Here is a 24,402-nt window from a genome sequence, read left to right on the forward strand (position 1 = left end):
TGTCGCGGCTACCACCCGCGGTTTGATTAATAACTTAGTTAAATAATCAGATCTCTTTAGAGACTAAGCTGATTTTAGAGAGCCGTTTGTCTTTTAAGACCAAGCGGAAATCAGGTGGAACCGCGAGACTTTTGTCCCGTCCTGATAATCACACAATTGTTTTTTTGTGTTATTGTCAGGGCGGGTTTTATATTATTTTAACCTGTAAATAACATCTTTAATTTTCGTTTTATTTCATTTATTTTTTAATTTATTTTATAACTCCATTAACCATATGTCACCCTTACCACTCTCCACTAAACGCCACTCTTTAGCTCATCTTATGGCTCACGCAGTGCAAGAGCTTTATCCGGACGCTCTTTTTGCCATTGGTCCGGATATTGCTGATGGCTGGTATTATGACATTGATTTTCCTAGCAGCAAACCTAGGGAAGAAGATTTTTCTGCCCTGGAAGAAAAAATGTCTGAATTAATTAAAAAAGATTTGCCTTTTAAGCATTCTACGATGACGATTAAAGAGGCTTTGGTTTGGGCTGAAGAAAATAAGCAACCTTATAAAATAGAACTGATTAATGATTTAGCTGCTGCCGGCGAGACAGAAGTAAGTTTTTACTCGGTTGGTGCTTTTACCGATCTTTGTCGAGGGCCTCATGTAGAGCATACCGGACAAATTTCTTTGGATAGTTTTAAATTACGTAGCTTAGCCGGTGCCTATTGGCGAGGAGATGAAAAGAGACCAATGTTAACTCGTTTATATGGTTGGGCCTTTAATGATAAGAAAGCCCTTAAAGGCCACTTAGCTATGCTTAAAGAAGCGGAAAAAAGAGACCATCGCAAGTTAGGTAAAGAGCTGGATTTATTTGTTTTTTCCGAGCTAGTGGGAGCTGGACTGCCTTTATGGACACCCAAGGGTATGGTGTTAAGACAGGTTCTAGATGACTTTGTTTGGGAATTAAGGCGAGCGGCTGGTTATGAAAAAGTGGAGATTCCACATATTACCAGAAAAGAACTTTACGAAACTAGTGGACACTGGGAAAAATTTAAAGAAGAACTTTTTATAGTTAACACCAGAGAAAACCATTTTTTTGCCATGAAGCCGATGAATTGTCCTCATCATACGCAGATTTTTAAACGTCGTAAATGGAGCTACCGAGAATTACCTCAGCGTTATGCTAATACGACTATGGTTTATCGTGATGAACAGACCGGTGAGTTATCTGGTTTACAAAGAGTAAGAAGTATTACTCAAGATGATGCCCATGTTTTTTGCGCCCCAGAACAAGTTAAAGAAGAGATTTTAAAAATTTGGGAGATTATTGAAAAATTTTATTCAGCCGCTGGTTTTGAATTGGAAGTTCGTTTATCTTTTCATGATCCCGAGTCTATGGATAAATACTTGGGTGACCCGGCTCTTTGGAATAAAGCTGAAGCGGATTTGTTAAGTTTACTTAAAGAGAAAAATCTTGAACCAACAATTGGAGTTGGTGAAGCCGCTTTTTATGGCCCTAAGGTTGATTTTATGGCCAAAGATTCTTTAGGAAGAGAGTGGCAATTAGCCACTGTTCAGCTGGATATGAACCTGCCCGAACGTTTTGATCTAACTTATATAACTTCTGAGGGGAAGGCTGAACAAGTGGTAATGATTCACGCCGCTATTATGGGTTCTTTGGAAAGATATATTTCCGTCTTAATAGAGCACTATGGCGGAAACTTTCCGGTTTGGTTGGCACCTGTACAAGTTAAATTCTTGTCTGTTTCGGAAAACCATACAGAAGCTTGTCGAACCTTAACCGAAGAATTAAATCAAAAAGGCTTAAGGGCTGAATATGATGCTTCCGGGGAAACGGTTGGTAACAAAATAAGGAAGACTTCAGCGGAAAAAGTACCTTATGTTATTGTGGTGGGGGATAAAGAACTCGAGTCAGGTAGCTGGCCGGTCCGTAGTAGAGGAGAAAGAGAGTCGGTTGAATATAAAAAAGAGGACTTTATAGAGAAAATAATTAAAGAAAATAAAAATAGGTCTTAATTTTAGACCCGTTTTTAAAGGTTTTAAACCCGCCAGCCGCCTGGCGGGTTTAATTTTATCATTTTATAATTTACAATATTTCCAGTGAGAAAATACCGCTTTTTTCTTGATAGGTTCCGTAGAAGTATATCAGTCCATTGGATTGAACTAAGATATTTTGTAAATTATCCGCTTTAACTAGGTTTAGGTAGGGTAGTAAGGGATCGTTATAAATAGGTTGTAAAACTATTTCTTTACTAGTCGCAACAACTAAGTAATCACTAACCGACAAGCCGGACAAAGCTAAAACCGGCTCACCAAGACGAGAGATCAGGTTGTCATTACCATCCTCCCATTTTCTTATTTCCAACGGCGTGGCATACCAAAGTTTATTACCTTGTCGACTGTGAATAACTACTTGGCTTGGACCTTCACTAACCCTGAATCTGAAAATTAACCTTATCGGCTCTTCCAGATAATAAAACTTTTTATTTCTTTCTTCAAAAATAACTATTTCTTCATTGTTTAAATTTACGAAACGAGGTTGTCCATCAATTGGCAGAGGCATTTCAAATTCCCTTTCTCCATTATTAAGCTGTTTCATTATCACTCGTCTATCGGCGGCTGTTTCACCAATTAAAAGGTAGAGTCTCTCGTTTTTTGGTAAATAATCATTAATCTTTTGTCCATTAGCTAAGTGTATTAAAGAAATTTGTTTGTTTATAAGATCATAACGATAAACACCCTGATTAGTTAGATAGTAAAGCCAATGATCGTTTTTATCATCCCAGCGCAGTCGCGAAGCTTTAGCATCCAGTATTGAGGAAAGATCAATTACTTTTTGTTGCACTAAATCAACCACCATTAAGTCTTTTAAGATAAATTTTTGTCCGATTGACCATTGGAGCTCAGAAGAACTTTCATTTTTTCCTTCTTCTCCATCTTTAATTTCTACTTGTCTTTCTAATGAATAAGTTTTTGCTTTATCCGGTTGATTAGGATCCATAATAATTACTGAAGAATCTTTTTCTAGGACTAGTTGAGTATTGTTTGGTGAAGAAGATAATTTTCCTTCACTGGATGTCTCATAGAGTAACTTAGGGGAAGTGTCTTTAAAAAGTTGTACTGGACCTATAACCAAAGCTTGTCCCGGATAAATCGTAAAGCGACCTTGCCAGTCTCGGTAGCCCTCTTTTTCTAAAAGAGCGTTATATTCACCGGGTTTTAGGTTAGTTATTTTGGCTTTAGTTAAGTAAGCAGTACCTCCTAGCATGCGATTACCCAGTTTACTAATTAGAGGTTCTTTATCCAGGGTAATTTTAGCTTGGCTCGGACGGCTTTCTATTATCAAGTTAGAATTTTTTTCCAACTCTTTTCTGTTCCAGTTAACTGTTTGACCGGTAGCATAAAGATAAACTATTGGTACGATAATGATAAACAAAAGAACAAAAAAGAGGAAAATCAAACGTCTATAAGTAAGAGACATAATCGTTTAGAGATGTTTATTAGTTATTTACAAGAGATAGCATTATTCTATTTTGGTAATTTCCGCACCAATAGCTCTTAGTCTTTCGTCAATTTTTTCATAACCTCGCTCTATCTGATAAATATTATCTATCTCGGTTTTACCTTCGGCGATTAGACCGGCGATAATCATAGAGATACCGGCTCGCAGGTCTGGAGAAGTTAGAGCTCGGCCGTGCAATTTGGTTGGACCTTGAATTAAAACTCGATGAGGATCGCACATGGTTACTTTTGCACCCATTTGTGAGAGCATGTCGGTAAACAAAAGACGACGATCATAAATGGTTTCATGGATCATAGCAGAACCATTAGCTTGGGTCATTAAGACGGTGTAAGGAGATTGGAGGTCACTAGGGAAACCTGGGTACTCGTGGGTTTTAATACTATATGATGGAAAGTCTTTAGGTATCTTTTTAATAGTTAAACTATCTTTATTAGCCTCCCAATCAATACCTATCTTTTCAAAAATGGCTAAAAGGGCGGCGATATGATTTGGTTCGCAATTAGTTATTTCTAAAGGTGAACGAGTGGCTGCTGATAGAATGGCAAAAGTACCGGTTTCAATTCGGTCCGGCATAATTTTAACTTCTCCGCCGTTTATTTTTTTTACACCTTCTATGACAATAGTCGGAGTACCAGCGCCTTTAATAATAGCACCTCTTTGGTTAAGACTTTTAGCTAAAGAAACTATTTCAGGTTCCATGGCACAATTTTCTAAAACAGTGGTACCTTCAGCTAAAGTAGCGGCCATGAGTAAGCTTTCTGTACCGGTAACGCTGATCTTGGTAAAGAAATAGCGACACCCTTTAAGTCGCTTAGCTTTTAGATGATAAAGACCGTCTTTGATCGAAATTTCTGCTCCGAGTTTTTTATAGCCTTCTAAGAAAAGATCTATGGGTCTTTGGTCTGCTCCAAGAACGCAACCACCTGGGTGAGGAAAAATCGCCTCACCTTGTCTAGCTAAAAGTGGAGCGATAAACATTATGGAAGCTCTTATTTTATTAGCGAACTTAGCCTCTAGAATATTTTTAGAGATATTGCTAATACTGATAGTGATGGTTTTTTCATTATGATGATTTACCGAGCCACCTAAGTCTTCGATTATCTCTAAGGCTCTTTTAGTATCTTCAATGTCTGGTAAGTTGGAGATTAATAAAGGTTCTTCGGACAAGAGAGCCGAAGGGATAATTTTCAGAGCTTCATTTTTAGCTCCAGCAACGGCTATTTGGCCGCTTAAAGGCTTATTGCCCTGTATAATGAATTTTGGCATAGTATTACCATTATAGCTTGGCTAAAAGAAAAAATCAATGAGGGGATTATTTTTGTTTTTTTGTTAAAATAAGGTATAATAATAAACATGGTTTAATTCTACTTTGTGTAGGATAGCAGTTAGTGTTTTTAGATATTTTTTATACCATCACTTTTTATATTATTTTTATACCGTATGAGACATAGAATTGTTGACACCGCCCAAGCGCTTCATTTAATAAAGTCATTGCCTCATCAGCGAGTGCATATTTTTTTGACCTTGCCTCATGCGATTAGAGCTTTAATCTTATTGAAAGTCTCTCGAGTAATTAAACTTGAATTACTTAAAAGCATACCAGATGATCAACTGGTTGTTACTCTTGAACACCTTGATCTTGATGCGGCTACGGATATTATTGAATTAATGCCTCGTCGTCGAAAGAAACTTTTAGGTGAGTTGTCTTCTGATTTACGTCGCGGTGTTGATCTTTTGGCACAATTTGATCCTCAAACAGCTGTTGGTTTAATGAACATTGATTATATTCAAGTTGACATTAACGATTCCGTGGTTTCGGTAGCCCGAAGATTTAAGGTTCATGAACAGCGTACCGGACGCTTGCCGGCCATTATTGTACTTAATGAGGGGGTTTTAGCTGGTTATATTCCAGGTCATCAACTAGCTTTACTTGACTCTTTAAATATAATAAAGCCTTTTATACAACGTATACCATCAATTCATCGCTCAGCCGACCATAAGGTTATTTCCCAAGTATTTAAAAAACATCCCCACAGTAAGATAGTTGTACTTGGAGATAATGATAACGTTATCGGTATTCTTTATTCAGACGATGTCTTAAAATTATTACATGAACGACAGGCCGCTTCTTTATATGATTTTGCTGGTGTTAATAATGAAGAAACCGTTAACGATTCAAGTTTAACAAAAGTACGGTTTAGGTATAAGTGGCTGATGATTAACTTGGGTACAGCCTTCTTGGCTGCCTTTACTGTTGGTTTGTTTGAGGGCACGATTGCCAAGTATGTTTTATTGGCAGTTTATATGCCGATTGTAGCGGGCATGGGAGGAAACGCCGCTACTCAAACTTTAGCGGTGATGGTACGCGGTATTGCTTTAAGACAAATTTCTTTACAAAATGCTTGGCCGGTGATTAAAAGGGAAGTCGGTTCAGGAGCTATTAATGGTACAATTAACGGTATTATGGTAGCGATTATCGTGTTTCTATTTAGCGGAGATATAAAAATTGCAATTATTCTAGCCATGGCAATGATTATTAACCTAGTGGTTGCCGGTTTATTTGGAGCTATTGTACCTTTAATTATGAAAAGACTTGGTAAGGACCCTGCCACCTCAGCTACTATTTTTATCACTACCGCTACCGACGTACTTGGCTTTATCGCTTTTCTTGGCTTGGCGACAATTATCTTAGATTAATCTAGCCTAATTTAGGCTATTTGTATTAATTCATATTATTTGGATTAAGTTCCAATATGCTCTTGCCCACTTGTTTTATAGGCCATTCTAGGCTATTATTATAAGGCTACAATAAAGTTTTTATTGTATTTTATTATTTTATAGTAATGTGATATAATATAATTATTAAATAAAAATATGGATAATCAAGAAAAAGAAACAAACAATCATAATCCTGATCCTGTCGGTAACTTTAACCTTTCGGCTAATAAACAGCCTAATAACCTTAATAGGAATGTTAGTATTGTTATTTTGTCTTTAATTTGTGTTGGAACAGCTTTTTTTGCGGGTTTTAGTTTTGGAACCAATAATCAAGACTCAAGTTTAGGTTCTTTAGTTAATGAGCGTTTTACTGCACAAGAAAGAACTAAGGATATTGATTTTAACTTGTTTTGGAGTGCTTGGGATTATTTACAAAAAGAATATGTGGATGGAGGCAACTTAACCGAGAAAGATTTGTTTTACGGAGCTATGCGCGGACTGGTGGGAGCGACTGACGATCCTTATTCCTCTTTCTTAAGTCCCGAGGAAGCTAGAGAGTTTGAAGAAGATTTGTCCGGTTCTTTTGAGGGCATTGGTGCTGAGATAGGAATTAGGGATAATGTTTTAACCATTATTTCTCCCCTAGAGGATATGCCAGCCATTAAAGCTGGACTACAGGCCGGTGATAAAATTTATGCCATTGATGGTGAGGATACGACCGGCATAAGTATAGAAGCGGCAGTGAAGAAGATTAGGGGACCAAAAGGTACAGATGTTACCTTAACTATTGGTAGGTCTGAAGAAGATAAGCCAATGGAAATTGTTATTACCAGAGACAGAGTGGTGGTTAAAAGTATTATTGTTACTTTTAGGGAAGAAGACGGGGTGGCGGTTATTAGAGTAGCTAATTTTAATGGAGAAACCAGGACGGCTTTTGCCCAGGCAGTTGATCAAGTTTTAATCGAGAAGCCCAAGGGTTTGATTCTTGATATGAGAAATAATCCCGGTGGTTACTTGGAAACCGCTGTAGCGATGGCTAGTTACTGGGTTGACAGCGGTCCGATTGTTATTGAAGAATTTGGAGATGGCCGCAGAGATGAACACCAAGCTATTGGCAACTCTCCTTTGGCTGATTTTAAGACTGTGGTTTTAATTAACCAGGGTAGTGCCTCAGCTTCAGAAATTGTGGCCGGTGCTTTACGTGATTATGAAAAAGCTTTATTGGTTGGTAAAAAGAGTTTTGGTAAAGGTTCAGTACAAGCCCTAAAGCCACTTAAAGACGGTTCAATTATGAAAATTACTACTGCTAAATGGCTTACCCCTAACGGCTCTTATATTCATGATGAAGGAATTATGCCAAATATAGAGGTTGATAGAACCATGGAAGATAGAGAAGCAAATCTTGATCCTCAATTTGACAAAGCTCTAGAAGAACTTAAGGCGATGTTTGATTAATTTTTTATGAAAACTTTCATTCGTCAAGGATTTACCATTATAGAAATAGCCGTTACCTTAGCGATTGTTGCCGTAATTTTTACTTTTATTTTAGCTAATTCCGGAACAACTAAAAATAGTACAGGTAGCCGTTTGGCGATTGAAGCTTTAACTAGCGACATTAGAATGGCCGCCAATAAAGCTCTAGCTTCCGAAACTTTTCAATTAGAAGAGCCAGGTGGTTGGGGAATATTTATTGATGCTGAAAATAAAACCTACGCGGTTTTTGCTGACCTTAACTCAGACAATCAATACGAGTTAAAAGAGAAGTATAAAGATGTAGATTTACCGGAAACCATTTCAAGTTTGTCCTTTACTGCTTATTCAGATCCTCCCAATGGATTACCATCTCCCTTAACTATTGTTTTTCCCCTGCAAAGAGGAGAAGCTTTGGTTAATGGAGTATTAATGAGTTTGGAGGCTGCCCTTGTTTTAATTACCATACAAGACAATAAAAACGGAATGTCTGCTGATCTTTGGGTTAATAGTTCTGGTGCTGTTGGTGTGGAATTTGATTAAAAATATGAATTATATTTTTAAACTAAAAAATATTTTTAAACCAAAACAAACTAAAGGCTTTACTTTAATAGAGGTGGCTGTAGCGGTTATTATTATGTCTTTGGCCTTTAGCGGTTTTATGGCGGTTATTATTATGAGCCGCGAATCTGAGATGGTGGCTAAAAATAATTTAATTGCCGCTGGTTTAGCTAAAGAAGCTTTTGATTCAGTTAGGTATATGAGGGATTATAATTATTCGCAAAATAATGAGCCTTTTTTGGGTTTAATGAATGCACCAGAAGAATTTTGGAGTGATCCTTATTATTTTACCATTGGCTTTAGTTTTAATTCTGCTGCTGGTCTTTCACCCTTTTATTTAGCGGAAAGCGCTAATCAAACAGTACAGACGGCTGAGTTTTTAAGAAGTGACGGTGATCGCTACGGTTATGATAACAACAATGTATCACCAACGATTTTTCGCCGTTTGGTAACCTCCACTTATCATGAGGATGCTGGGCAAGCACCTTACCTGACCATTACGGTGCAAACTTATTGGAAACAAGATAATAAATCAAATATTTATGAACTTACAGGCATACTATCAGACTGGCACTAAAGCACGTAGTGCTAAGCGTTTTAAAAAAGCCTTTACCTTGGTTGAGGTAATGGTGGCGGTGACTATTTTTTCCATGGCTATAGTGGTAGCTTTTGCTGTTTTTTCGCGCTCCATAGATAGTCAATCAAAATCCACAGCCTCCAAGAATCTTCAAGAGTCTTTGTCTTATGCCATGTCTTATATGATGAACGATTTAGCAACCGCTCGTCCAGGTGGCGGTGCGAGTTGTTCAGCTTCGGCTTGCTCCGGAGATAATTTATTCTTTTGTTCACCTAATGAACAAACTCTTTATTTTATGGATGGACAAAATGATTGTGTAGCTTATCAGTTGGTAGAAGACGGGGATTTTAATCGCTTGCGTGTTAACCGTGATGGTCATCAAACTTTTTTGATTTTAGGAGATATAGACATTAATTCTTTTAAGGTTACTACGCATAACATAACCTCTTTAACTAAACCTTCAGGCTTTGTTTCAGTCGGCTTATCGGCAGCTCATACTAAGGGATTGCACCGTGAACCTTTATTATTACAATCTTCGGCGGTTTTGTCTGAGGAGACAATTGACCCCAATGACGGTTAAAATAATTTATTAATATGAAAAATTTCTATCATTCATCCAAGGATTTTTTTACAAGGTTTTTTTCTTTAAAAAACCATAAAGGCGCAGCTTTGCTTTTAGTCATGACCATGCTTTTTATTGTTCTTAGTGCGGTATTGGCCGGTGCGGCGGCTATTTTAAATAATCTTGAGGCTATCCAATCTAGAGGAGATACTAATAAGGGAGAGATTGCCGTACAATCGGCACTGGAGAGAGTTAGAGGCCTTTTTAAAGCTAATCATAACGTTTTCGCAGGTTGCGGAGCTGGCGATTGTGTTAACCCAACTAATGGACAATGTGTTAGTTGTTCTTCACCGGAAGCGACTTTTACTTTAAGCGGTTCAGGTTTAATGGCCACAACTTATTCTGTTAAAATTAGTTCAATTACTCCGGCTGGAGCAAGCAAAGGACAGCTGAATATTGATGTGTATGGAAGTTATAATCGGCGAAGTTTTAAGAAAAGTAGCACTCTTTGTTTAGATGTTTGCGGGGTTAATAACTATAACTGTGGTCCCAGTGGTTGCGGTGGAGTTTGTGGAGTGTGTACTGGTGAAGAGACTTGCGGAGGAGGAGGAACTCCTCAGGTATGTGGAGTTGAACCACCGTTGGAAAATTGTTCGGATATAGCTTTGGAGTGTGGGCAGAGTTGTCAGGTTGGAGATACTTGTGGTGGTGGTACCGTATTTCATATTTATGAAACAGATCCTCCAACTCTTGCAATTGCTATTTTGGGGGGCTGTGAAGACTCTACGGGTAGTAAGTGTGGAGAAGGCGAGGATGCTACTAGAAAATATTGGTATGATGTGGGCAGCGAACCCTATTTTGTAGATGCGAGAGATAGTTACTATGGATATGTTAATTCCAGTACTATTGTTGATTCAAGGGATTCGCTATTCTATGCTGTTTTATTTTGTGCGGAAATGAGTCATTTAGGTTTTAGTGATTGGTATTTACCGGCCGATGAAGAATCATATAATATGAGACAAGCTTATTCTGGACAAAGCATTCCTCAGGACTTTGCTGATGGTTGTTATTGGACCTCTACTGAGCATGATGAGACTATGTCTTATATTTATAATTTTGGTCAAACAGAAGAGTGTAATGACGGTCCTCATGATAAACAAGGAGAGTTTTTTGCTCGCTGTATGAGGCGAGTACAATAAGCTTTAGTTACATATTAATTTTTATGATTAAACGCCGCGAAGTCGTTGCTCGCATCGCTGTATTGCGGCGAGAACTTTCAAGACACATTCATCTATATCATAACCAAGATCGTCCTGAAATCAGTGACGCGGCTTTTGATGCTTTAAAAAATGAGTTGGTTGAGTTGGAAAAACTTTTCCCTGATTTAGTTACTCCAGACTCTCCAACCCAAAGAGTCGGGGGAATAAGGCAAGATAAGTTTAATAAGGTCACACACACTAAGCCCATGCTATCTTTAGCAGATGCTTTTAGTGAAGAGGAGATGAGAGAGTGGGAGGCAAGAATTAGAAAAATTTGTGCGGAGAAAAACGTTACAAAATATTCTTTGGATTATTATGCTGAACTTAAAATGGACGGCTTGGCGATTAGCTTAGTGTACGAAAAGGGTAATTTAATTAGAGCCGCTACTCGCGGTGATGGACAAGTTGGCGAGGATGTTACCGCTAATCTTCGTACTATCCCTTCTGTACCCTTAACGCTACTGCAACCCTCAGATAATGAGCTTAAAAAAATAGGGTTAAAAGACAGTGAAATAAAACAAGTAAGGGACATGATTGTTAATGGAAAGCTGGAGGTGAGGGGTGAGGCAATTATGACTTTGGATAACCTGAAAAGACTTAATAAGGTAATGATTAAGTCCGGTAAGCCGCCCTTTGCTAATACCCGTAACGCGGCTGCTGGTTCAATTAGACAATTAGATCCTAATATCACCGCCTCTCGTGGTTTGGTTTTTTATGTCTATGCTCTTTTAATGGATGATAAGATAAGTTTTAAGCACGAAACAGAGCATCTTTTAGCTGATTTACTTGGCTTTAAAATCTTTACAGGTAATCGTTTTTGTAAAAACTTGGACGAGGTCTTAATTTTTCATAAATATTGGGAGAAAAATAGAGATAAACTGAGTTTTGAATGCGATGGAGTCGTAACAGCGGTTAACAATGAAGCTCTTTGGCCGATTCTTGGGGCGACCGGTAAAAGCCCTCGCTATATGATCGCCTATAAATTCCCGGCAGAGCAAGCCACTACCATTGTTAAAAATATAGAATGGCACGTTGGAAGAACCGGGGTTTTAACACCCACTGCCTCGCTTGAGCCAGTAAAGGTTAAGGGGGTAATGATTAGTAATACGACTTTACATAATTATGATGAAATAAAAAGACTTGATGTGCGACTTGGCGATACGGTAATTATTGAACGAGCCGGTGATGTTATTCCTAAGATTATAGAGGTTTTAAAGAACCTAAGACCAAAAGAAGCCAAACAAGTTAGTCCACCGAAAAAATGTCCGATGTGCGGTAGTTTAGTTTCTCGTTTTGGCGAAGAGGTAGCTTATAAGTGTAATAATAAAAGTTGTTACGCGGTTAATCGTCGTCGCTTAATTCATTGGGCCTCAAAAGCGGCTTTGGATATAGAGGGACTCGGGCCCGCTATTGTTGATCAGCTACTTAAAGCGGATTTAATTGCGGATCCGGCAGATTTTTATAATCTAACCCAGGGAGATCTTTTACCTTTAGAAAGATTTGCCCAAAAGTCGGTTACTAATTTACTTGAGGCGATTAATAACAGTAAACAAGTTAGTCTTTCTAAGATAATACAGGCGCTTGGCATTGCTCATGTTGGCGAAGAAACAGCCTTGATGCTTGAACAAGAATTACCAAAGTTAGCACACAAGAAAAAACTTTCTATTAAAAAACCATCTGATCTTTTTAAAATTACGGATAAGTTAAAAAAAGAAGATCTAACCATTTTACCGGATGTGGGAGATAAAGTAGCTGAAAGTATTCTGAGTTGGTTTAAGGAAGAAAAGAATAGACAGTTTCTTAATAAACTAGATGAAGTGGGAATGGTGATTATAGAGAAAAAAGAAAAGATTAAAACAAATAAGAAGCTTGTTGGTTTAAGTTTTGTTTTAACCGGCACTCTGCCAACTTTAAGTAGAGACGAAGCTAAGGAGCTAATTAGACAAGCCGGAGGGACCATGTCTTCAAGTGTCAGTAAAAATACGAGTTATGTTATAGTCGGAGATAAACCAGGTAGTAAGTATCAGGAGGCTAAGAAACTGGGAGTAAAGATTATTGGGGAAGAGGAGTTGAGGGGGATGTTATAAACCCTGCCTTTTTGTCAATTTTATAAATAATTTAAGTATTTGCTAACTTTATAAAGTTTTCTAAATATTGATTAATTTTATAAAGTTAGTCATTTCAAGCTAAAGACTGTGTTATTCTTTTAAATATTTAATTTTTACTTATTTTGGGTATTTATTTAAATTGCACCTTTTCTTGCTAGATGCTATAATAACCTAATAATTAATAGCTTATATAAAGATATGTTTAATTTAATAAGGGCTTTTAAAGAGTCTTGTTATAAAAGAAGGAAAGACGCTTCTGCTTTTACCCTCATAGAACTCCTAGTAGTTATCGCTATTATCGGGGTTTTAACTACGGTTAGTGTTATATATTTTAATAATTCTCGTATGAACTCCAGGGACGCTAAAAGAGTCTCCGATATTCAACAAGTACAGTTGGCTTTAAAAAATTATTACGCCGATCATGGTGAATATCCCCAAAATTTAAATTTTGGTGGTAGTTTGTCTTCGGGTGCAACAAACTATATTTTAAGAGTACCAACCAATCCAACTCCCAGAACAGATAACAATTGTCCTGATGAAGAGTATCAGTATAAAGTCTTAGAAGGCGGACAACGTTATTCTTTAACTTTCTGTTTAAGTAATAAAACAGCCGATCTGGTTTATTCCGGTAAAAAAACCGCTACTGCCAACGGTATCTTGGATTGCGAACCCGGCTATATCCCGGTAGTGGGTAGTGCAGAGTTTAACACCAATGATTTTTGTGTGATGCAATATGAAGCTAAGTGCCTTGGTGTTGGATCAGGTGGAGGCGGAGGAGGTGGTTTTGGAGAAGATCCAATTGATCCGGGTGGAGACGGAACTGGTCATAATGATCAGGAGAATCCCTGTCTTGATAATGGAGGTGTGGTAGCTTCAGCTCCACAAGGAGAACCAATAGTTAAGTTAACCCAAACTAAAGCCAAAGAATATTGCGAATCAGCCGGAGGTCATCTTATTACTAATCCAGAGTGGATGACGATCGCTCGAGATGCTGAGACTATTGCCGATAACTGGGTATTCGAGCAGATAGATGTTGGTGGTTTAAAACAGGGTAATGCTTGGGGAGAGGGCCTATTGAATGGATTTGATGCAGAAGGATCTGAATATGCTCAGCGTACCCTGTGGCTTTCTAGTGGCCATAAAATATGGGACCTATCGGGCAATGCTTCTGAATTGGTGGATGAGAGTTGTTTTTCCGGAGAAGGTGAGGGATTGTATCGTCCCACTGGAAATGAACAACTTTGGACTAATTTTAATATAGAGACAGATTATGAAAGAAGGATGACCGGACCCTATTATAATGGCACTGGTAATGATTATATCCATGGTGGTTTCTATTATGGTTGCTCAATTAATGGTAACACGTTCCTGCGAGGTGGAAGCATCCTCTCGCCAGCGGCTGGCTTTCGCCCATATCCAGGAGCTTTTTCTCTTTATTTAGATTTTAAACTAGATATTGAAGATATTGATTTAATATCCATTGCTGATGTTATATCGTTTCGTTGCGTAAAGTAAGTATAATTTTATATAAACTACATAAAGAAGTTGAGGTTGTATAACCAAAAGTTGTCCACAATTATACCTATTGACAGTTTTCTTATATTATGCTACAATTAATCTCTAAGATTAGAGATTATAATCTGGATCTGGGTTTTTAAATTTAATTAATATGGAATATATTTATAAGGTAAAATTCGTTTTTTTAACTACTATATCCATGGTAATTCTTGGATTAGCTGTTTTTGGTGTCACAAACTCAATCGTCTCGGCACAGACGAAAGATACGTCGGCGAGGGTTATAAAAGTGTTAACCACGGCAGGAGAGTCTTCTGTTAAGAAAGAAGCTGGTCGCGTAGAAAATAATTTATCTAAGCAGAAGCTTGTATATACTCAAAGTTATTTTGATATTAGAAGTAACTCCAATTTTGGTTTACAAAAAAAGGATACTACTGAGTTGAGGTTTGGTTGTGATAGTGGATATGTTCCAGTTGCGGGCAATCCCTTTTTTAGAACTGAAGATTTTTGTGTTATGAAATATGAGGCTAAGTGTTTATCAAGCGCTTTTCGGCCACATCAGGATATCGCCATTCCGGGTGGTTATAATGATCAGGTGGCGCCTTGTTTGAAGTATGGTGGTAGCATTGTTTCGTCTCCTCAGGGTAAGCCGATAGTAAGGGTTACCCGAGCCACAGCTCAAGCCTATTGCGCTTCAGTTGGTGGTCATCTTATTACCAATAATGAATGGATGACCATTGCGCGCGATACTGAACGTCTGTCGGAAAACTGGATTCTTGGAGTAGTGAATGTTGGTGCGATGAAATATGGTAATGGGGAATATGGCTCTAATAATGGGATCTTAAAGGATGGATTTGATGAAGGTTTCGGCGAATACCAAAGAACCTTACTTCTGTCTACTGGTGAGAAAATTTGGGATTTATCTGGCAACGCCTCGGAACTGGTGGATAATAGCTGCTTACCAGGTGTTGGCAAAGGAGCTTATCGTCCCACACTTTATCAAAATTTATGGTGGAGCCTTAATATGATGACTGATTATGAACGCAAAGCTTCTGGACCTTATTTTGATGGCACGGGTCATGAATGGGATCATGGCGGCACTTACTATGGTTGTTCCAGGAAGGGGAATATTTTTGTGAGGGGCGGCGGTGTTACTTTTAGCCCAGTTAATCAACCCTTTTCCTTAGCTGGTGCTTTTTCTCTTTATTTAGGGCTTGAAGATAAGCTTACTCCTGAATTTAATGCCATTTCATTTCGTTGTGTGAAGCCACGGGGTAGTTTATAAAATGACAATTTTTAAAATACCCTTTAAAACTTCTTAACTTATGTAGTTAAGAAGTTTTTGTTATATGAAAAACCTGCATCTTTTCTTATGATTATTAATATGCTATAATTATGGTGTAATTATAAAACTTTTAAATTATTTTTTATACTTTTAAAGTTATTTTAAGGTTATAGTGTATGTCCCTCTCCACTAAAGACATCCAACATCTGGCTCGTTTAGCTCGTCTTAAGCTAACTCCTGTTGAAGCTTCTCAGTATAGCCGCGAAATAGGCGGTATTCTTCGTTATGTGGATCGTTTATCCTCTTTGCCTGAAGTTAAGGGTTCTAAGGATAGTGGTAAGCATAATAATAAAGTTGCTGATCTTTCTGCGCGAACTGATATTGCCTTACCTTCTTTGGATGATGAAAAAGCCTTGGCTTTAAAACAAGCTAATATTAAAAAAGGTCAAGTTATTGTCCCAAGAATATTTTCTTAGTAGTTTATTTTTATCATTTAATTTTCTTACCTTCTTTTTCTTAAAATTTTTTTCTTAGTTTTATGAACCATCCCTTACCCTTGTCAATTACCGAAGCTTTAGCGCTTTTTAAAAGCGGGGAGTTAACCTCTGTAGATTTAACCAAGCTTTATCTTAAAAGACTTAAGCGTTATGATCGCAAGCTTAATTCTTGTCTTTTAATTTGTGAGAAACAGGCTTTGGCGGCTGCTAAAATGGCTGATTTAAAAATAGCTAACGGTGAAGAAGGAGCTTTATTGGGTATACCATTTTTGGTTAAAGACAATATCATGACCAAGGGACTAGTTACCACTGCCGGTTCTAAATTGCTTAAAAACTATATCTCTCCTTATGACGCCACTATTATTAAAAGACTTAAGGCGGCTGGTGCGGTGTTGCTTGGTAAAACCAATTTGGACGAATTTGCTCATGGCTCTTCTACTGAGAATAGCGCTTTTGGTCCGACTAAAAATCCTCATGATTTAACTCGGGTACCCGGAGGCTCTTCTGGGGGTTCGGCTACGGCAGTGGCGGCCGGTTTTTGTTTGTTCGCTTTAGGTACGGATACGGGGGGTTCGGTTAGACAGCCGGCAGCCCTTTGCGGTACGGTGGGTTATAAACCAACCTATGGTCTTTGTTCTCGTTTTGGTTTAATCGCCATGACCAGCTCTACCGACGTACCCGGTATTCTAGCTAATACCGCAACTGACGCGGCTTTGGTTTTATCTATTATGGCCGGCCAAGACGAGAAGGATCCAACCACCTTTAAAAGCTCTCTTAAATTTAATTTTTTAAATAAGTCTTTTGATAAAAAAAATAAATCTAAGTTAAATAAAACAAGCAAAGTAAATCCAGGTAAAAACTTTTGGTCTGGCAAGACCATTGGAGTCGTTAAGGAACTTTCTGTGGATAATAAGGCAGTACATAAGGCTTTTGAACAAAGTCTGGTTAAACTTAAGCAAGCTGGTGCTAAACTAAAGATTATTAAACTACCTTCTCTGGATTACGCGGTAGCTGCCTATTATGTTATTACTCCCAGCGAGGTAAGTTCCAACTTGGCTCGTTTTGATGGACTGCGTTATGCCGGGCAAACATTAACTAGTGGAAGAAAACTTGAAGATGCTTATGGTGAGCTTAGAGCTAAGGGTTTTGGGCCTGAGGTAAAAAGAAGAATTATGCTTGGTACTTTTGCTTTAAGTTCCGGTTATTATGACGCTTATTATAATCGTGCTTGTCGGGCGGTTGAGATGATTAAAAAAGATTTTAGGCAAGCTTTGTCCGATTGTGATATAATAATAACACCGTCTACACCAAGTCCAGCCTTTAAGTTGGGCTCTAAGACCAAGCCGCTTGATCTTTATCGGGAAGACGCTTTTGTTATTCCGGCTTCTTTAGCTGGCTTACCGGCGATTTCAGTACCCGTAGTTTATGAACCATTGCCGATCGGCTTACAGCTAATTAGCCAAAAGGGTCAAGATGATAAACTTTTAGAGGCGGCTGATGAATTTATAAAACTTAACGGCTTAAAGATAAAATTAGCCAATTTGAATTAATAATCAACTATATGAAAAAAAAGAAATCTTTATTGGATATTGTAAGTGATAAAAAAAAGTCAGATAATTTTTTGCGCTATGTCCTTTGGGTCGGTATCGTATCATCTGGTCTTGTTTTGTTATTAATGCTTCTTTCTTCCGGTTTTAGTGGAGATTGGTTTAAGGCGGGGATTACTAAAAAAGATTCTGCTCCTTTAGTTGAAGATGAACCTGGTTTAAGTGGCGCTGTCTTAGTAGATAAAACCTCACAAGTTAGAGAAATCGGTCCAGAAGATTATGTTTGGGGTCCTCGTAATGCTAAGTTGCAACTAATTATTTATAATGATTTTGAGTGTCCTTTTTCTGCTAATTTCAGTGAAACTGTTGCTAAGGCTAAAAATGACTTTAGAGAAGATTTAGTCGTAGTGGTTCGTCATTTCCCCCTAGAGAGCCATTATATGGCCATACAGGCAGCTGAGGCGGCTGAGTGTGCGGGAGAACAGGATAAGTTTTGGGAAATGCATAATGCTTTGTTTGAGGAACAACGCAATGGTGAGATAACCGAAGAAACTATTGCCCAAAAGGGCGAACAATTAGGTCTTGAACAAGAACAATATCTTTCTTGTTTGACTAACAATAAATATTTGGATAAGATAATGAGCCAAAAGCAGGAGGCTAAGAGATTAGGAGTTTCTGGTACGCCAGCCAGCTTTTTAAACGGTATTTATTATCCTGGGGCTCTCCCTTATAACGAATTTACCTATCCGGACGGCACAGAGGCTCAGGGGTTAAGGATTCTTTTACAGGAAGAGCTGGAAAGATAATAAGGTAAACCGGAAGGTTCGCATAGTGGTCGAGTGCGCCGCCTTGGAAAGGCGGTATACCGTAACAGGTATCGAGGGTTCGAATCCCTCACCTTCCGCCAACTTTATATGAAACTAAAAATCCCCAACCAGCAACTAGAAGCTACTCCTTTTTCTATTTTGCGTTTAGCTGGGTATAGCTATATACAATCTCGCCGTACCGGACAGGGGAGTTTTGTTCGTTCTTTTGGAGTTTCCGCTTATCCTCGTTTTCATATTTATGTAGATGAAAATGAAAATGAAACAGTAGTTAATCTTCACCTAGACCAAAAGCAACCCAGCTACCAAGGCTCTTCAGCGCATAGCGGTGAGTATGACGGACCGGTGGTGGAAAAAGAAATGATTAGGTTAAAGAAGTTTTTTGTTAAACAGGATAAATATACCGAAAAAAAAGATCATTACCCCCAAATGCCCCCTGCTCCCTCGCTTAATGACGAGCGATCTGATCGTTGGTCTAAGATGTTGCGTAATCAGTAATTTTGTTTTAAGGTAAACTAAAGATCTTAGCAGTAAAAAGCAAGCTATTGTTTTTTAAGAATATCCCTTATTTTAGCCTTTTTGTATAATTTTTCATATGCTTAATCCATCCGATGAAATAAAAGCCAAGTTGGATATTGTTGAAGTAATTCGTCATTATACTCCGGTTAAGGCGGCTGGCGCTAATTTTATGGCTCGCTGTCCTTTTCATAATGAAAAGACTCCTTCTTTATCCATTAGTCCAACTAAACAAGTTTGGCACTGTTTTGGTTGCGCGCGTGGTGGTGATCTTTTTTCTTTTGTAATGGAGATGGAGAATCTAAGCTTTGTGGAAGCTTTAAGGCTTTTAGCGCCCAGGGCCGGAGTAACCCTTCGTGCGGAGTCCGGCGCTAACGCTTCTTTACGTAACCGTCTTTTGGATATTATGGAGCAGGTGACTGGTTTTTATCATCGTCTTTTAATGACAGAGCAAGCTGGAGCTATAGCGAGGCAATATGCCAAAGAGCGAGGTTTAACCGAAGAAACGGTTAAGGAATGGCAAATAGGTTTTGCACCTCTAGATTGGAATGATGCCATAGACTTTTTACGTTCTCGCAAACACTCGGAAACAGATATTGTGGCTGCCGGACTCGGTATAAGAAAAGAGGGAACTAATCGGATCTATAATCGCTTTAGAGGTAGACTAATGTTTCCTGTTTGTGAAATTAACGGTAATACTGTGGGTTTTAGCGGACGTATTCTACCACAATTAGCGGATGAATCTTCTCAAGGTAAATACATTAATAGCCCGCAAACTCCTTTATATGATAAGAGTAGAATTCTTTTTGGTCTAGATAAAGCCAAGCAGGCTATTAGAGAGACTAAGACCGTGGTAGCGGTAGAAGGGCAAATGGATTGTGTAAGTGCGCATCAGGCTGGTTTTAAGAATGTTATTGCCACCTCAGGTACAGCTTTAACAGATGAACAAATTTCTTTACTTAAGCGCTTTACCAATTCCGTTTCTTTTGCCTTGGATATGGACAGTGCTGGTAAGGCGGCTCTAGATAGAGCTAGTGAAGCGGCCTTACGCGGAGAGATGGAAACTAAGGTAATTATTTTGCCGGCCGGTAAGGATCCGGATGAGTGTATAAGAAAAGACCCTGAAGGTTGGCTTAAAGCCGTTAAAGAGGCTAAGCCGGTGATGGAATATTATTTTGAAGAAACCCTTTCTTCTCTGGATTTGTCTTCACCAACCGGACGTCGTCGCGGAGCTGAACTTCTTTTACCTCGTTTAGCTCGAGTAGCCAATTCGGTTGAACAATCATATTGGCTTAAGATATTAGCCGAGAAATTAGATACTCCGGAAAATGTTTTATTACAAGATCTAAAAAAAGAGTCCTTAAAGGATAATAATTCCGGTGGTTATATAAACAAGATCTTAGATAAGGCTGAGGTTTCTTTGGAGTCTAAGACCGAAAAGAGTCGTGAAGAGATTTTATCTGAAAATCTTTTATGCTATCTTCTGGCTTTTCCGTTTTTTATTCGTTCCATAGATAGCCGCTTGTCAATTGAGCAATTAGTAGGGGAGGTTAACCAGGCTCTTTACAGACTTTTAATTATTTATTATAATAAGAATAGCGCTAAAGGTGTCCATGCGGACACGGCGGAAGCTTTGGTTTATCCGGAATTTAGGGTTTGGCTCAGTGAGCAGACCCAGGCAGACGAAAAAGTCGTTAAATCTTTAGATCGTCTGGCCCTGATAACCGAAAAAGATTACGCAGACAGCGAAACATCCAAGGTTGAACAGGCTTTGGCCGAGATTATTACTCATTTGCGCCGTGCTTATTTAAGCCGCCGCCTTAAGCTCGTGACCCGCCTGATCACTGAAGTGCAGTCCAAGAAGACTGAGGACGATGAAGTTAGCTCTTCGGACCGTCTTCGTGAACTGCTTAATGAATTTAAAAACTTAACCGAAGAGTTAAGGCAGCTTCCTAATTAACGACGATTTTGTTAGTGATCGTCTTGTTATGTTTTTTATGCCAAAAAAGATTATTAAAGCCAAGGCTGTTAAGCCGGCCAAAAAAGGGAAAGAGAAAGAAAAGACAAAAGCTAGAGCCAAAGCTAAAGATAGTGTTAAAGATAAAAATAAGAAAAATAAATCTACCCAAATTAAGAAAACAACTTCTACTAAAACTAAAAAGGCCGATTCTAAAAAAACCACGGTTAAAAAAACCGTTGAGTCTCGTGTGGTGCAAACTTTTTTTAATACAACCGCAGCTGATGAGATGGTTGGCAAGGCACGTTCTCGGGGTTTTGTTACCGAAACCGAATTGTTATATGCTTTTCCTTATGTAGAAGATTATATTTATGATTATGAAGTCTTTTTGGAAAGACTACAAAGAAACAGTATTGATATTATAGAAGACTCCGGGGGTTTCTTGGATTCAGGAGCCAACCAAAAAAAGCAGGATCAATTATCTGCTGTAATTGGTGAAGATAAGGATCGTCTTAAGTTTGATATTTCCGAACTCTCTTCAGATTCTATCCAGATGTATTTAAGAGAAATTGGTAAGGTACCGCTTTTAAGTGGTGAGGAAGAGATAGAGTTGTCCCAAAGAAAAGAAAGAGGGGATAAGGCGGCAGAAAGAAGACTAATTGAAGCTAACCTTCGTTTAGTGGTTTCTATTGCCAAAAAGTTTGCCGGTACTAAGGGACTTAGTTTACTTGACCTTATCCAAGAAGGTAATATCGGGTTATTTCGGGCAGTGGAGAAGTTTGAATATCGTAAAGGCTTTAAGTTCTCTACTTATGCCACTTGGTGGATTAGGCAGGCTATTACCCGCTCTTTAGCAGATCAGTCTCGTACTATTCGTATCCCGGTACACATGGTAGAAACGATTAATCGTTTTCAACATATCCAAAGACAATTAATTCAGAATTTAGGTAGAGAACCTATGCCTGAAGAAGTAGCGGCGGAAATGAATGAATCTATAGACAAGGTGAGATATATTATTAAAATATCCCAAGATACTATTTCTTTGGAAACCTCAGTGGGAGACGATGATGAAGATTCTACCCTAGAGGACTTTATTGAAGATGTTAAGAATGTTACACCAGATAGAGCAGCCGCCCTCCAACTTTTAAGGGATTATGTTAGAGATATAATTTCCGAGTTAACCCCAAGAGAACAAAAGATTCTAGAGATGCGTTTTGGGCTTTTAGATGGAGTTTCTCATACCTTGGAAGAGGTGGGTTCAGAGTTTGAGGTTACCAGAGAACGTATCCGCCAAATTGAGTTTAAAACTCTAGAAAAGATCCAAAAGCATCATTTGATTAATAAATTAAAGGATTATTAAAGAGTTATAATTAATTGACATTTTAATTGTCTTTGGTTATGATGATAATCATGTTTAGCTTAATCGCTAGGCATGTTATTCCCGGGTGGCGCAGCGGTAGCGCAGTTGGCTGTTAACCAATTGGTCGTCGGTTCGAATCCGACCCCGGGAGCCAAGTTGAGCTAGCACTAGGAGCTTAGTATTTAAGCTCTTTGTACTGTCTCTAGTCATATATACAAAAATTGCTTAAACAGCATTTTGGTTAGAATAGATGAGTAGATTATTTTTAAATAAATGACTGACTTAAATCAAGCGACTATTGAAAAACTTCAGTATTATGTTTACCTTTTAAGAGACCCGAGGAGCAAGAAAATATTTTATGTAGGCAAAGGCAAGGGTAAACGTATTAATAGTCATGAACTTCGAGCCTTAGTGGCCATACAAAGTACTTCTGAAAAAGAGAAGATAATTAAATCAATTATTGCCTCAAAAAAGACCCCTGAATTATTAGTGCTACGGCACGGGCTTACCGAACAAGAAGCTTTTGAGATTGAATCAGCCATAATTGATTTTTTGAGCTATGATCGGAAAATAGATTTGACTAATTTGGTTAAAGGTCATGGTTCCTTCGATCGAGGTATTATGACGCTTCAAGACATTAATCTTAAATATCAAGCTGAGCCGGTAAAAGAATTTAGGCACAACGCGATACTAATCACTATTAACAGAAAGTTTAGAGAGTGCAAAACCCCAAAAGATTTATATAATGCCACCCGAAGTTCTTGGAGAGTTAAGCTATCACGAGCAAGTAGAACCGATATTGCTTGTGCAGTGTATCGAGGGATTATTAGGGAAGTGTACCAACCAAGAGAGTGGGTAGCTGACCTTAAAAGAAGCCCAAGGATTATGTTTAAGGGAAGAATCGCTGACAACAAGATTAGAAATCTGTATGTTAATAAATCAGTGAAACATCTAATAAAACAGGGCTCGTCCAATCCAATTAAATTTATTTCAATTTAAATGTCGGGAAAAGATTTAAAATAGAAATCGAATCCTTTAAAGTTGAAATCTTACGTCTAAAAAAGTAAAAAAAGTTGATACCTGTAATAAAATAAATGAAACTTTTTCATACGGTATAATTTATATTTATTCTATTCCATATAAAAATGGGCTATTTTACGAGCTTAAATAAATAATAAAATAATTTATGAGTAATTCCAGTGAAAGTTTAAAGCTTTTTATATTAGATGCTCAAAGAAGATTAATATCAGCCTTGCAAGGATGTGAAAGCGAGGAATATATAGAGGCTTTATCAGCATGGGCTCAGGGTAAATGTCGCTGCGGAGAGAAATTGGTAATAGAGAATATAGTTAAATCAGAAGATACTACTTCGTATGAATTTGTCTGTGGACATAAGTTTATCACCAAGAGTCTCAGTGATACATTTGTTTTATCAGACTCATTACGGGTAGGGTCCCTTGGAGAAGATGAGGAAGGTAATCAAAAAATTAGTGCAAGACAATCGGGAAAGATAACAAGGAAACAAGTAAGTGAAATAAATGTGGCGAAGAAGTTCGCAAGCTCGGAAAGAAAGTATTTAGTCACATTTGTTAATGATATAGAAAACTCATTGGTAGATGTTATAGCAACAGCAGAAGATGGATCCCGAGGGGAGTATTACCAAATTACGAAGCTCTATGATAAGGATTTCTGGCAGAAACTTAATACATTGGGTGCCGTAGATTTAATTACTAATGCTCTTGTGCCATTAATAGAGACGGCCATTAGAAGAAAGAATGATTATGATCCCAAAGAAAAAAATAATTTAATTCTTCTTATTGACGCTTGGCCAGGTATCTTAAATAAATATGCCTCTGCTGCAAAGACTAATCTTTCGTTTTTATTACGTGAAGCTAATTTTAAAGAGGTATGGCTTATCGGACAGACTACTTTTAGACTTTGGCCTACATAATATTGTTACTATATGATGGCACTTCGTTCAGCAAATGGCTTAACCTCAGAAACTAATAGACTTATAGGGAAAACAGTACATTTCTTGGTTTTTATTACGATAATTACAATCTCGTATAAAACATGGGGGATAAAAATGATTGAAGAGTTTGTTTTTTATATA

Annotated in this window: 20 protein-coding genes and 2 tRNA genes; 20 read left to right on the forward strand and 2 right to left on the reverse strand. The window is 38.0% G+C overall.

Annotation, left to right across the window (positions count from 1 at the left end):
• The first annotated feature begins 274 nt into the window (after nucleotides 1-274).
• Nucleotides 275-2,026: a threonine--tRNA ligase gene (gene thrS, locus QY321_00960; protein ID WKZ24987.1), complete on the forward strand. Its 1,752-nt coding sequence runs from the start codon at nucleotides 275-277 to the stop codon at nucleotides 2,024-2,026.
• Nucleotides 2,027-2,096: 70 nt separating this feature from the next.
• On the opposite strand, the gene QY321_00965 is transcribed toward thrS, so the two are convergent.
• Both QY321_00965 and murA read right to left on the reverse strand, forming a co-directional pair.
• Nucleotides 2,097-3,491, reverse strand: coding sequence for a PEGA domain-containing protein (locus QY321_00965; protein ID WKZ24988.1), 1,395 nt, complete (start codon nucleotides 3,489-3,491; stop codon nucleotides 2,097-2,099).
• Nucleotides 3,492-3,533: 42 nt separating this feature from the next.
• Entirely contained in the window at nucleotides 3,534-4,799 is a 1,266-nt protein-coding gene (murA, locus tag QY321_00970; protein ID WKZ24989.1) for a UDP-N-acetylglucosamine 1-carboxyvinyltransferase, read from the reverse strand.
• Between the two features lie 174 nt (nucleotides 4,800-4,973).
• Here murA and QY321_00975 point away from each other — a divergent pair, with 174 nt between their 5' ends.
• From QY321_00975 to QY321_01065, 19 genes are all read left to right on the forward strand, one after another.
• Nucleotides 4,974-6,230 carry a magnesium transporter gene (locus QY321_00975; GenBank protein ID WKZ24990.1) on the forward strand — a complete coding sequence of 419 codons (1,257 nt, stop codon included), beginning with the start codon at nucleotides 4,974-4,976 and terminating at the stop codon, nucleotides 6,228-6,230.
• 177 nt (nucleotides 6,231-6,407) lie between these two features.
• Entirely contained in the window at nucleotides 6,408-7,706 is a 1,299-nt protein-coding gene (locus tag QY321_00980) for a S41 family peptidase (GenBank protein ID WKZ24991.1), read from the forward strand.
• Between the two features lie 6 nt (nucleotides 7,707-7,712).
• Nucleotides 7,713-8,264, forward strand: coding sequence for a prepilin-type N-terminal cleavage/methylation domain-containing protein (locus tag QY321_00985; protein ID WKZ24992.1), 552 nt, complete (start codon nucleotides 7,713-7,715; stop codon nucleotides 8,262-8,264).
• A 4-nt stretch (nucleotides 8,265-8,268) separates the two neighbouring features.
• Nucleotides 8,269-8,859 carry a type II secretion system protein gene (locus QY321_00990; protein ID WKZ24993.1) on the forward strand — a complete coding sequence of 197 codons (591 nt, stop codon included), beginning with the start codon at nucleotides 8,269-8,271 and terminating at the stop codon, nucleotides 8,857-8,859.
• Nucleotides 8,825-9,439 (forward strand): prepilin-type N-terminal cleavage/methylation domain-containing protein, encoded by a 615-nt coding sequence (locus tag QY321_00995; protein WKZ24994.1) that lies wholly within the window; start codon nucleotides 8,825-8,827, stop codon nucleotides 9,437-9,439. Before QY321_00990 ends, QY321_00995 begins: the two co-directional genes overlap by 35 nt.
• Before the next feature lie 14 nt (nucleotides 9,440-9,453).
• Nucleotides 9,454-10,620, forward strand: coding sequence for a hypothetical protein (locus tag QY321_01000; protein WKZ24995.1), 1,167 nt, complete (start codon nucleotides 9,454-9,456; stop codon nucleotides 10,618-10,620).
• Between the two features lie 23 nt (nucleotides 10,621-10,643).
• A complete protein-coding gene (ligA, locus tag QY321_01005) occupies nucleotides 10,644-12,767 on the forward strand; it encodes an NAD-dependent DNA ligase LigA (protein ID WKZ24996.1) in 2,124 nt (707 codons plus the stop codon).
• 219 nt (nucleotides 12,768-12,986) lie between these two features.
• Nucleotides 12,987-14,303 carry a type II secretion system protein gene (locus QY321_01010; protein ID WKZ24997.1) on the forward strand — a complete coding sequence of 439 codons (1,317 nt, stop codon included), beginning with the start codon at nucleotides 12,987-12,989 and terminating at the stop codon, nucleotides 14,301-14,303.
• A gap of 154 nt (nucleotides 14,304-14,457) precedes the next feature.
• On the forward strand, nucleotides 14,458-15,588 hold the full coding sequence (locus tag QY321_01015; protein ID WKZ24998.1) for a hypothetical protein: 1,131 nt from the start codon (nucleotides 14,458-14,460) through the stop codon (nucleotides 15,586-15,588).
• A gap of 176 nt (nucleotides 15,589-15,764) precedes the next feature.
• Nucleotides 15,765-16,064, forward strand: a complete 300-nt coding sequence (locus QY321_01020; protein WKZ24999.1) for an Asp-tRNA(Asn)/Glu-tRNA(Gln) amidotransferase subunit GatC — start codon at nucleotides 15,765-15,767, stop codon at nucleotides 16,062-16,064.
• Nucleotides 16,065-16,126: 62 nt separating this feature from the next.
• Complete coding sequence (gene gatA, locus QY321_01025) at nucleotides 16,127-17,635, forward strand: Asp-tRNA(Asn)/Glu-tRNA(Gln) amidotransferase subunit GatA (protein ID WKZ25000.1); 1,509 nt, start codon at nucleotides 16,127-16,129, stop codon at nucleotides 17,633-17,635.
• An 11-nt stretch (nucleotides 17,636-17,646) separates the two neighbouring features.
• On the forward strand, nucleotides 17,647-18,438 hold the full coding sequence (locus tag QY321_01030; protein ID WKZ25001.1) for a thioredoxin domain-containing protein: 792 nt from the start codon (nucleotides 17,647-17,649) through the stop codon (nucleotides 18,436-18,438).
• A gap of 11 nt (nucleotides 18,439-18,449) precedes the next feature.
• Nucleotides 18,450-18,539 (forward strand) — tRNA-Ser (locus QY321_01035).
• Between the two features lie 7 nt (nucleotides 18,540-18,546).
• Nucleotides 18,547-18,954 carry a hypothetical protein gene (locus tag QY321_01040; GenBank protein WKZ25002.1) on the forward strand — a complete coding sequence of 136 codons (408 nt, stop codon included), beginning with the start codon at nucleotides 18,547-18,549 and terminating at the stop codon, nucleotides 18,952-18,954.
• Nucleotides 18,955-19,051: 97 nt separating this feature from the next.
• On the forward strand, nucleotides 19,052-20,932 hold the full coding sequence (gene dnaG, locus QY321_01045) for a DNA primase (GenBank protein WKZ25003.1): 1,881 nt from the start codon (nucleotides 19,052-19,054) through the stop codon (nucleotides 20,930-20,932).
• 286 nt (nucleotides 20,933-21,218) lie between these two features.
• Nucleotides 21,219-22,289, forward strand: a complete 1,071-nt coding sequence (locus QY321_01050) for a sigma-70 family RNA polymerase sigma factor (protein ID WKZ25199.1) — start codon at nucleotides 21,219-21,221, stop codon at nucleotides 22,287-22,289.
• 79 nt (nucleotides 22,290-22,368) lie between these two features.
• A tRNA-Asn gene (locus QY321_01055) sits at nucleotides 22,369-22,443 on the forward strand.
• Nucleotides 22,444-22,562: 119 nt separating this feature from the next.
• Nucleotides 22,563-23,288, forward strand: a complete 726-nt coding sequence (locus QY321_01060) for a hypothetical protein (GenBank protein ID WKZ25004.1) — start codon at nucleotides 22,563-22,565, stop codon at nucleotides 23,286-23,288.
• A gap of 187 nt (nucleotides 23,289-23,475) precedes the next feature.
• A complete protein-coding gene (locus tag QY321_01065; protein ID WKZ25005.1) occupies nucleotides 23,476-24,240 on the forward strand; it encodes a hypothetical protein in 765 nt (254 codons plus the stop codon).
• Nucleotides 24,241-24,402 lie beyond the last annotated feature (162 nt).

The organism is Patescibacteria group bacterium (assembly GCA_030583705.1).
GTDB lineage: Bacteria > Patescibacteriota > Patescibacteriia > Patescibacteriales > Patescibacteriaceae > Patescibacterium.

Excerpts from the sequence above, each read along its gene's own strand:
- thrS (WKZ24987.1), top strand. The coding sequence starts at position 275 with ATGTCACCCTTACCACTCTCCACTAAACGCCACTCTTTAGCTCATCTT.
- QY321_00965 (WKZ24988.1), bottom strand. The coding sequence starts at position 3,491 with ATGTCTCTTACTTATAGACGTTTGATTTTCCTCTTTTTTGTTCTTTTG.
- murA (WKZ24989.1), bottom strand. The coding sequence starts at position 4,799 with ATGCCAAAATTCATTATACAGGGCAATAAGCCTTTAAGCGGCCAAATA.
- QY321_00975 (WKZ24990.1), top strand. The coding sequence starts at position 4,974 with ATGAGACATAGAATTGTTGACACCGCCCAAGCGCTTCATTTAATAAAG.
- QY321_00980 (WKZ24991.1), top strand. The coding sequence starts at position 6,408 with ATGGATAATCAAGAAAAAGAAACAAACAATCATAATCCTGATCCTGTC.
- QY321_00985 (WKZ24992.1), top strand. The coding sequence starts at position 7,713 with ATGAAAACTTTCATTCGTCAAGGATTTACCATTATAGAAATAGCCGTT.
- QY321_00990 (WKZ24993.1), top strand. The coding sequence starts at position 8,269 with ATGAATTATATTTTTAAACTAAAAAATATTTTTAAACCAAAACAAACT.
- QY321_00995 (WKZ24994.1), top strand. The coding sequence starts at position 8,825 with ATGAACTTACAGGCATACTATCAGACTGGCACTAAAGCACGTAGTGCT.
- QY321_01000 (WKZ24995.1), top strand. The coding sequence starts at position 9,454 with ATGAAAAATTTCTATCATTCATCCAAGGATTTTTTTACAAGGTTTTTT.
- ligA (WKZ24996.1), top strand. The coding sequence starts at position 10,644 with ATGATTAAACGCCGCGAAGTCGTTGCTCGCATCGCTGTATTGCGGCGA.
- QY321_01010 (WKZ24997.1), top strand. The coding sequence starts at position 12,987 with ATGTTTAATTTAATAAGGGCTTTTAAAGAGTCTTGTTATAAAAGAAGG.
- QY321_01015 (WKZ24998.1), top strand. The coding sequence starts at position 14,458 with ATGGAATATATTTATAAGGTAAAATTCGTTTTTTTAACTACTATATCC.
- QY321_01020 (WKZ24999.1), top strand. The coding sequence starts at position 15,765 with ATGTCCCTCTCCACTAAAGACATCCAACATCTGGCTCGTTTAGCTCGT.
- gatA (WKZ25000.1), top strand. The coding sequence starts at position 16,127 with ATGAACCATCCCTTACCCTTGTCAATTACCGAAGCTTTAGCGCTTTTT.
- QY321_01030 (WKZ25001.1), top strand. The coding sequence starts at position 17,647 with ATGAAAAAAAAGAAATCTTTATTGGATATTGTAAGTGATAAAAAAAAG.
- QY321_01040 (WKZ25002.1), top strand. The coding sequence starts at position 18,547 with ATGAAACTAAAAATCCCCAACCAGCAACTAGAAGCTACTCCTTTTTCT.
- dnaG (WKZ25003.1), top strand. The coding sequence starts at position 19,052 with ATGCTTAATCCATCCGATGAAATAAAAGCCAAGTTGGATATTGTTGAA.
- QY321_01050 (WKZ25199.1), top strand. The coding sequence starts at position 21,219 with ATGGTTGGCAAGGCACGTTCTCGGGGTTTTGTTACCGAAACCGAATTG.
- QY321_01060 (WKZ25004.1), top strand. The coding sequence starts at position 22,563 with ATGACTGACTTAAATCAAGCGACTATTGAAAAACTTCAGTATTATGTT.
- QY321_01065 (WKZ25005.1), top strand. The coding sequence starts at position 23,476 with ATGAGTAATTCCAGTGAAAGTTTAAAGCTTTTTATATTAGATGCTCAA.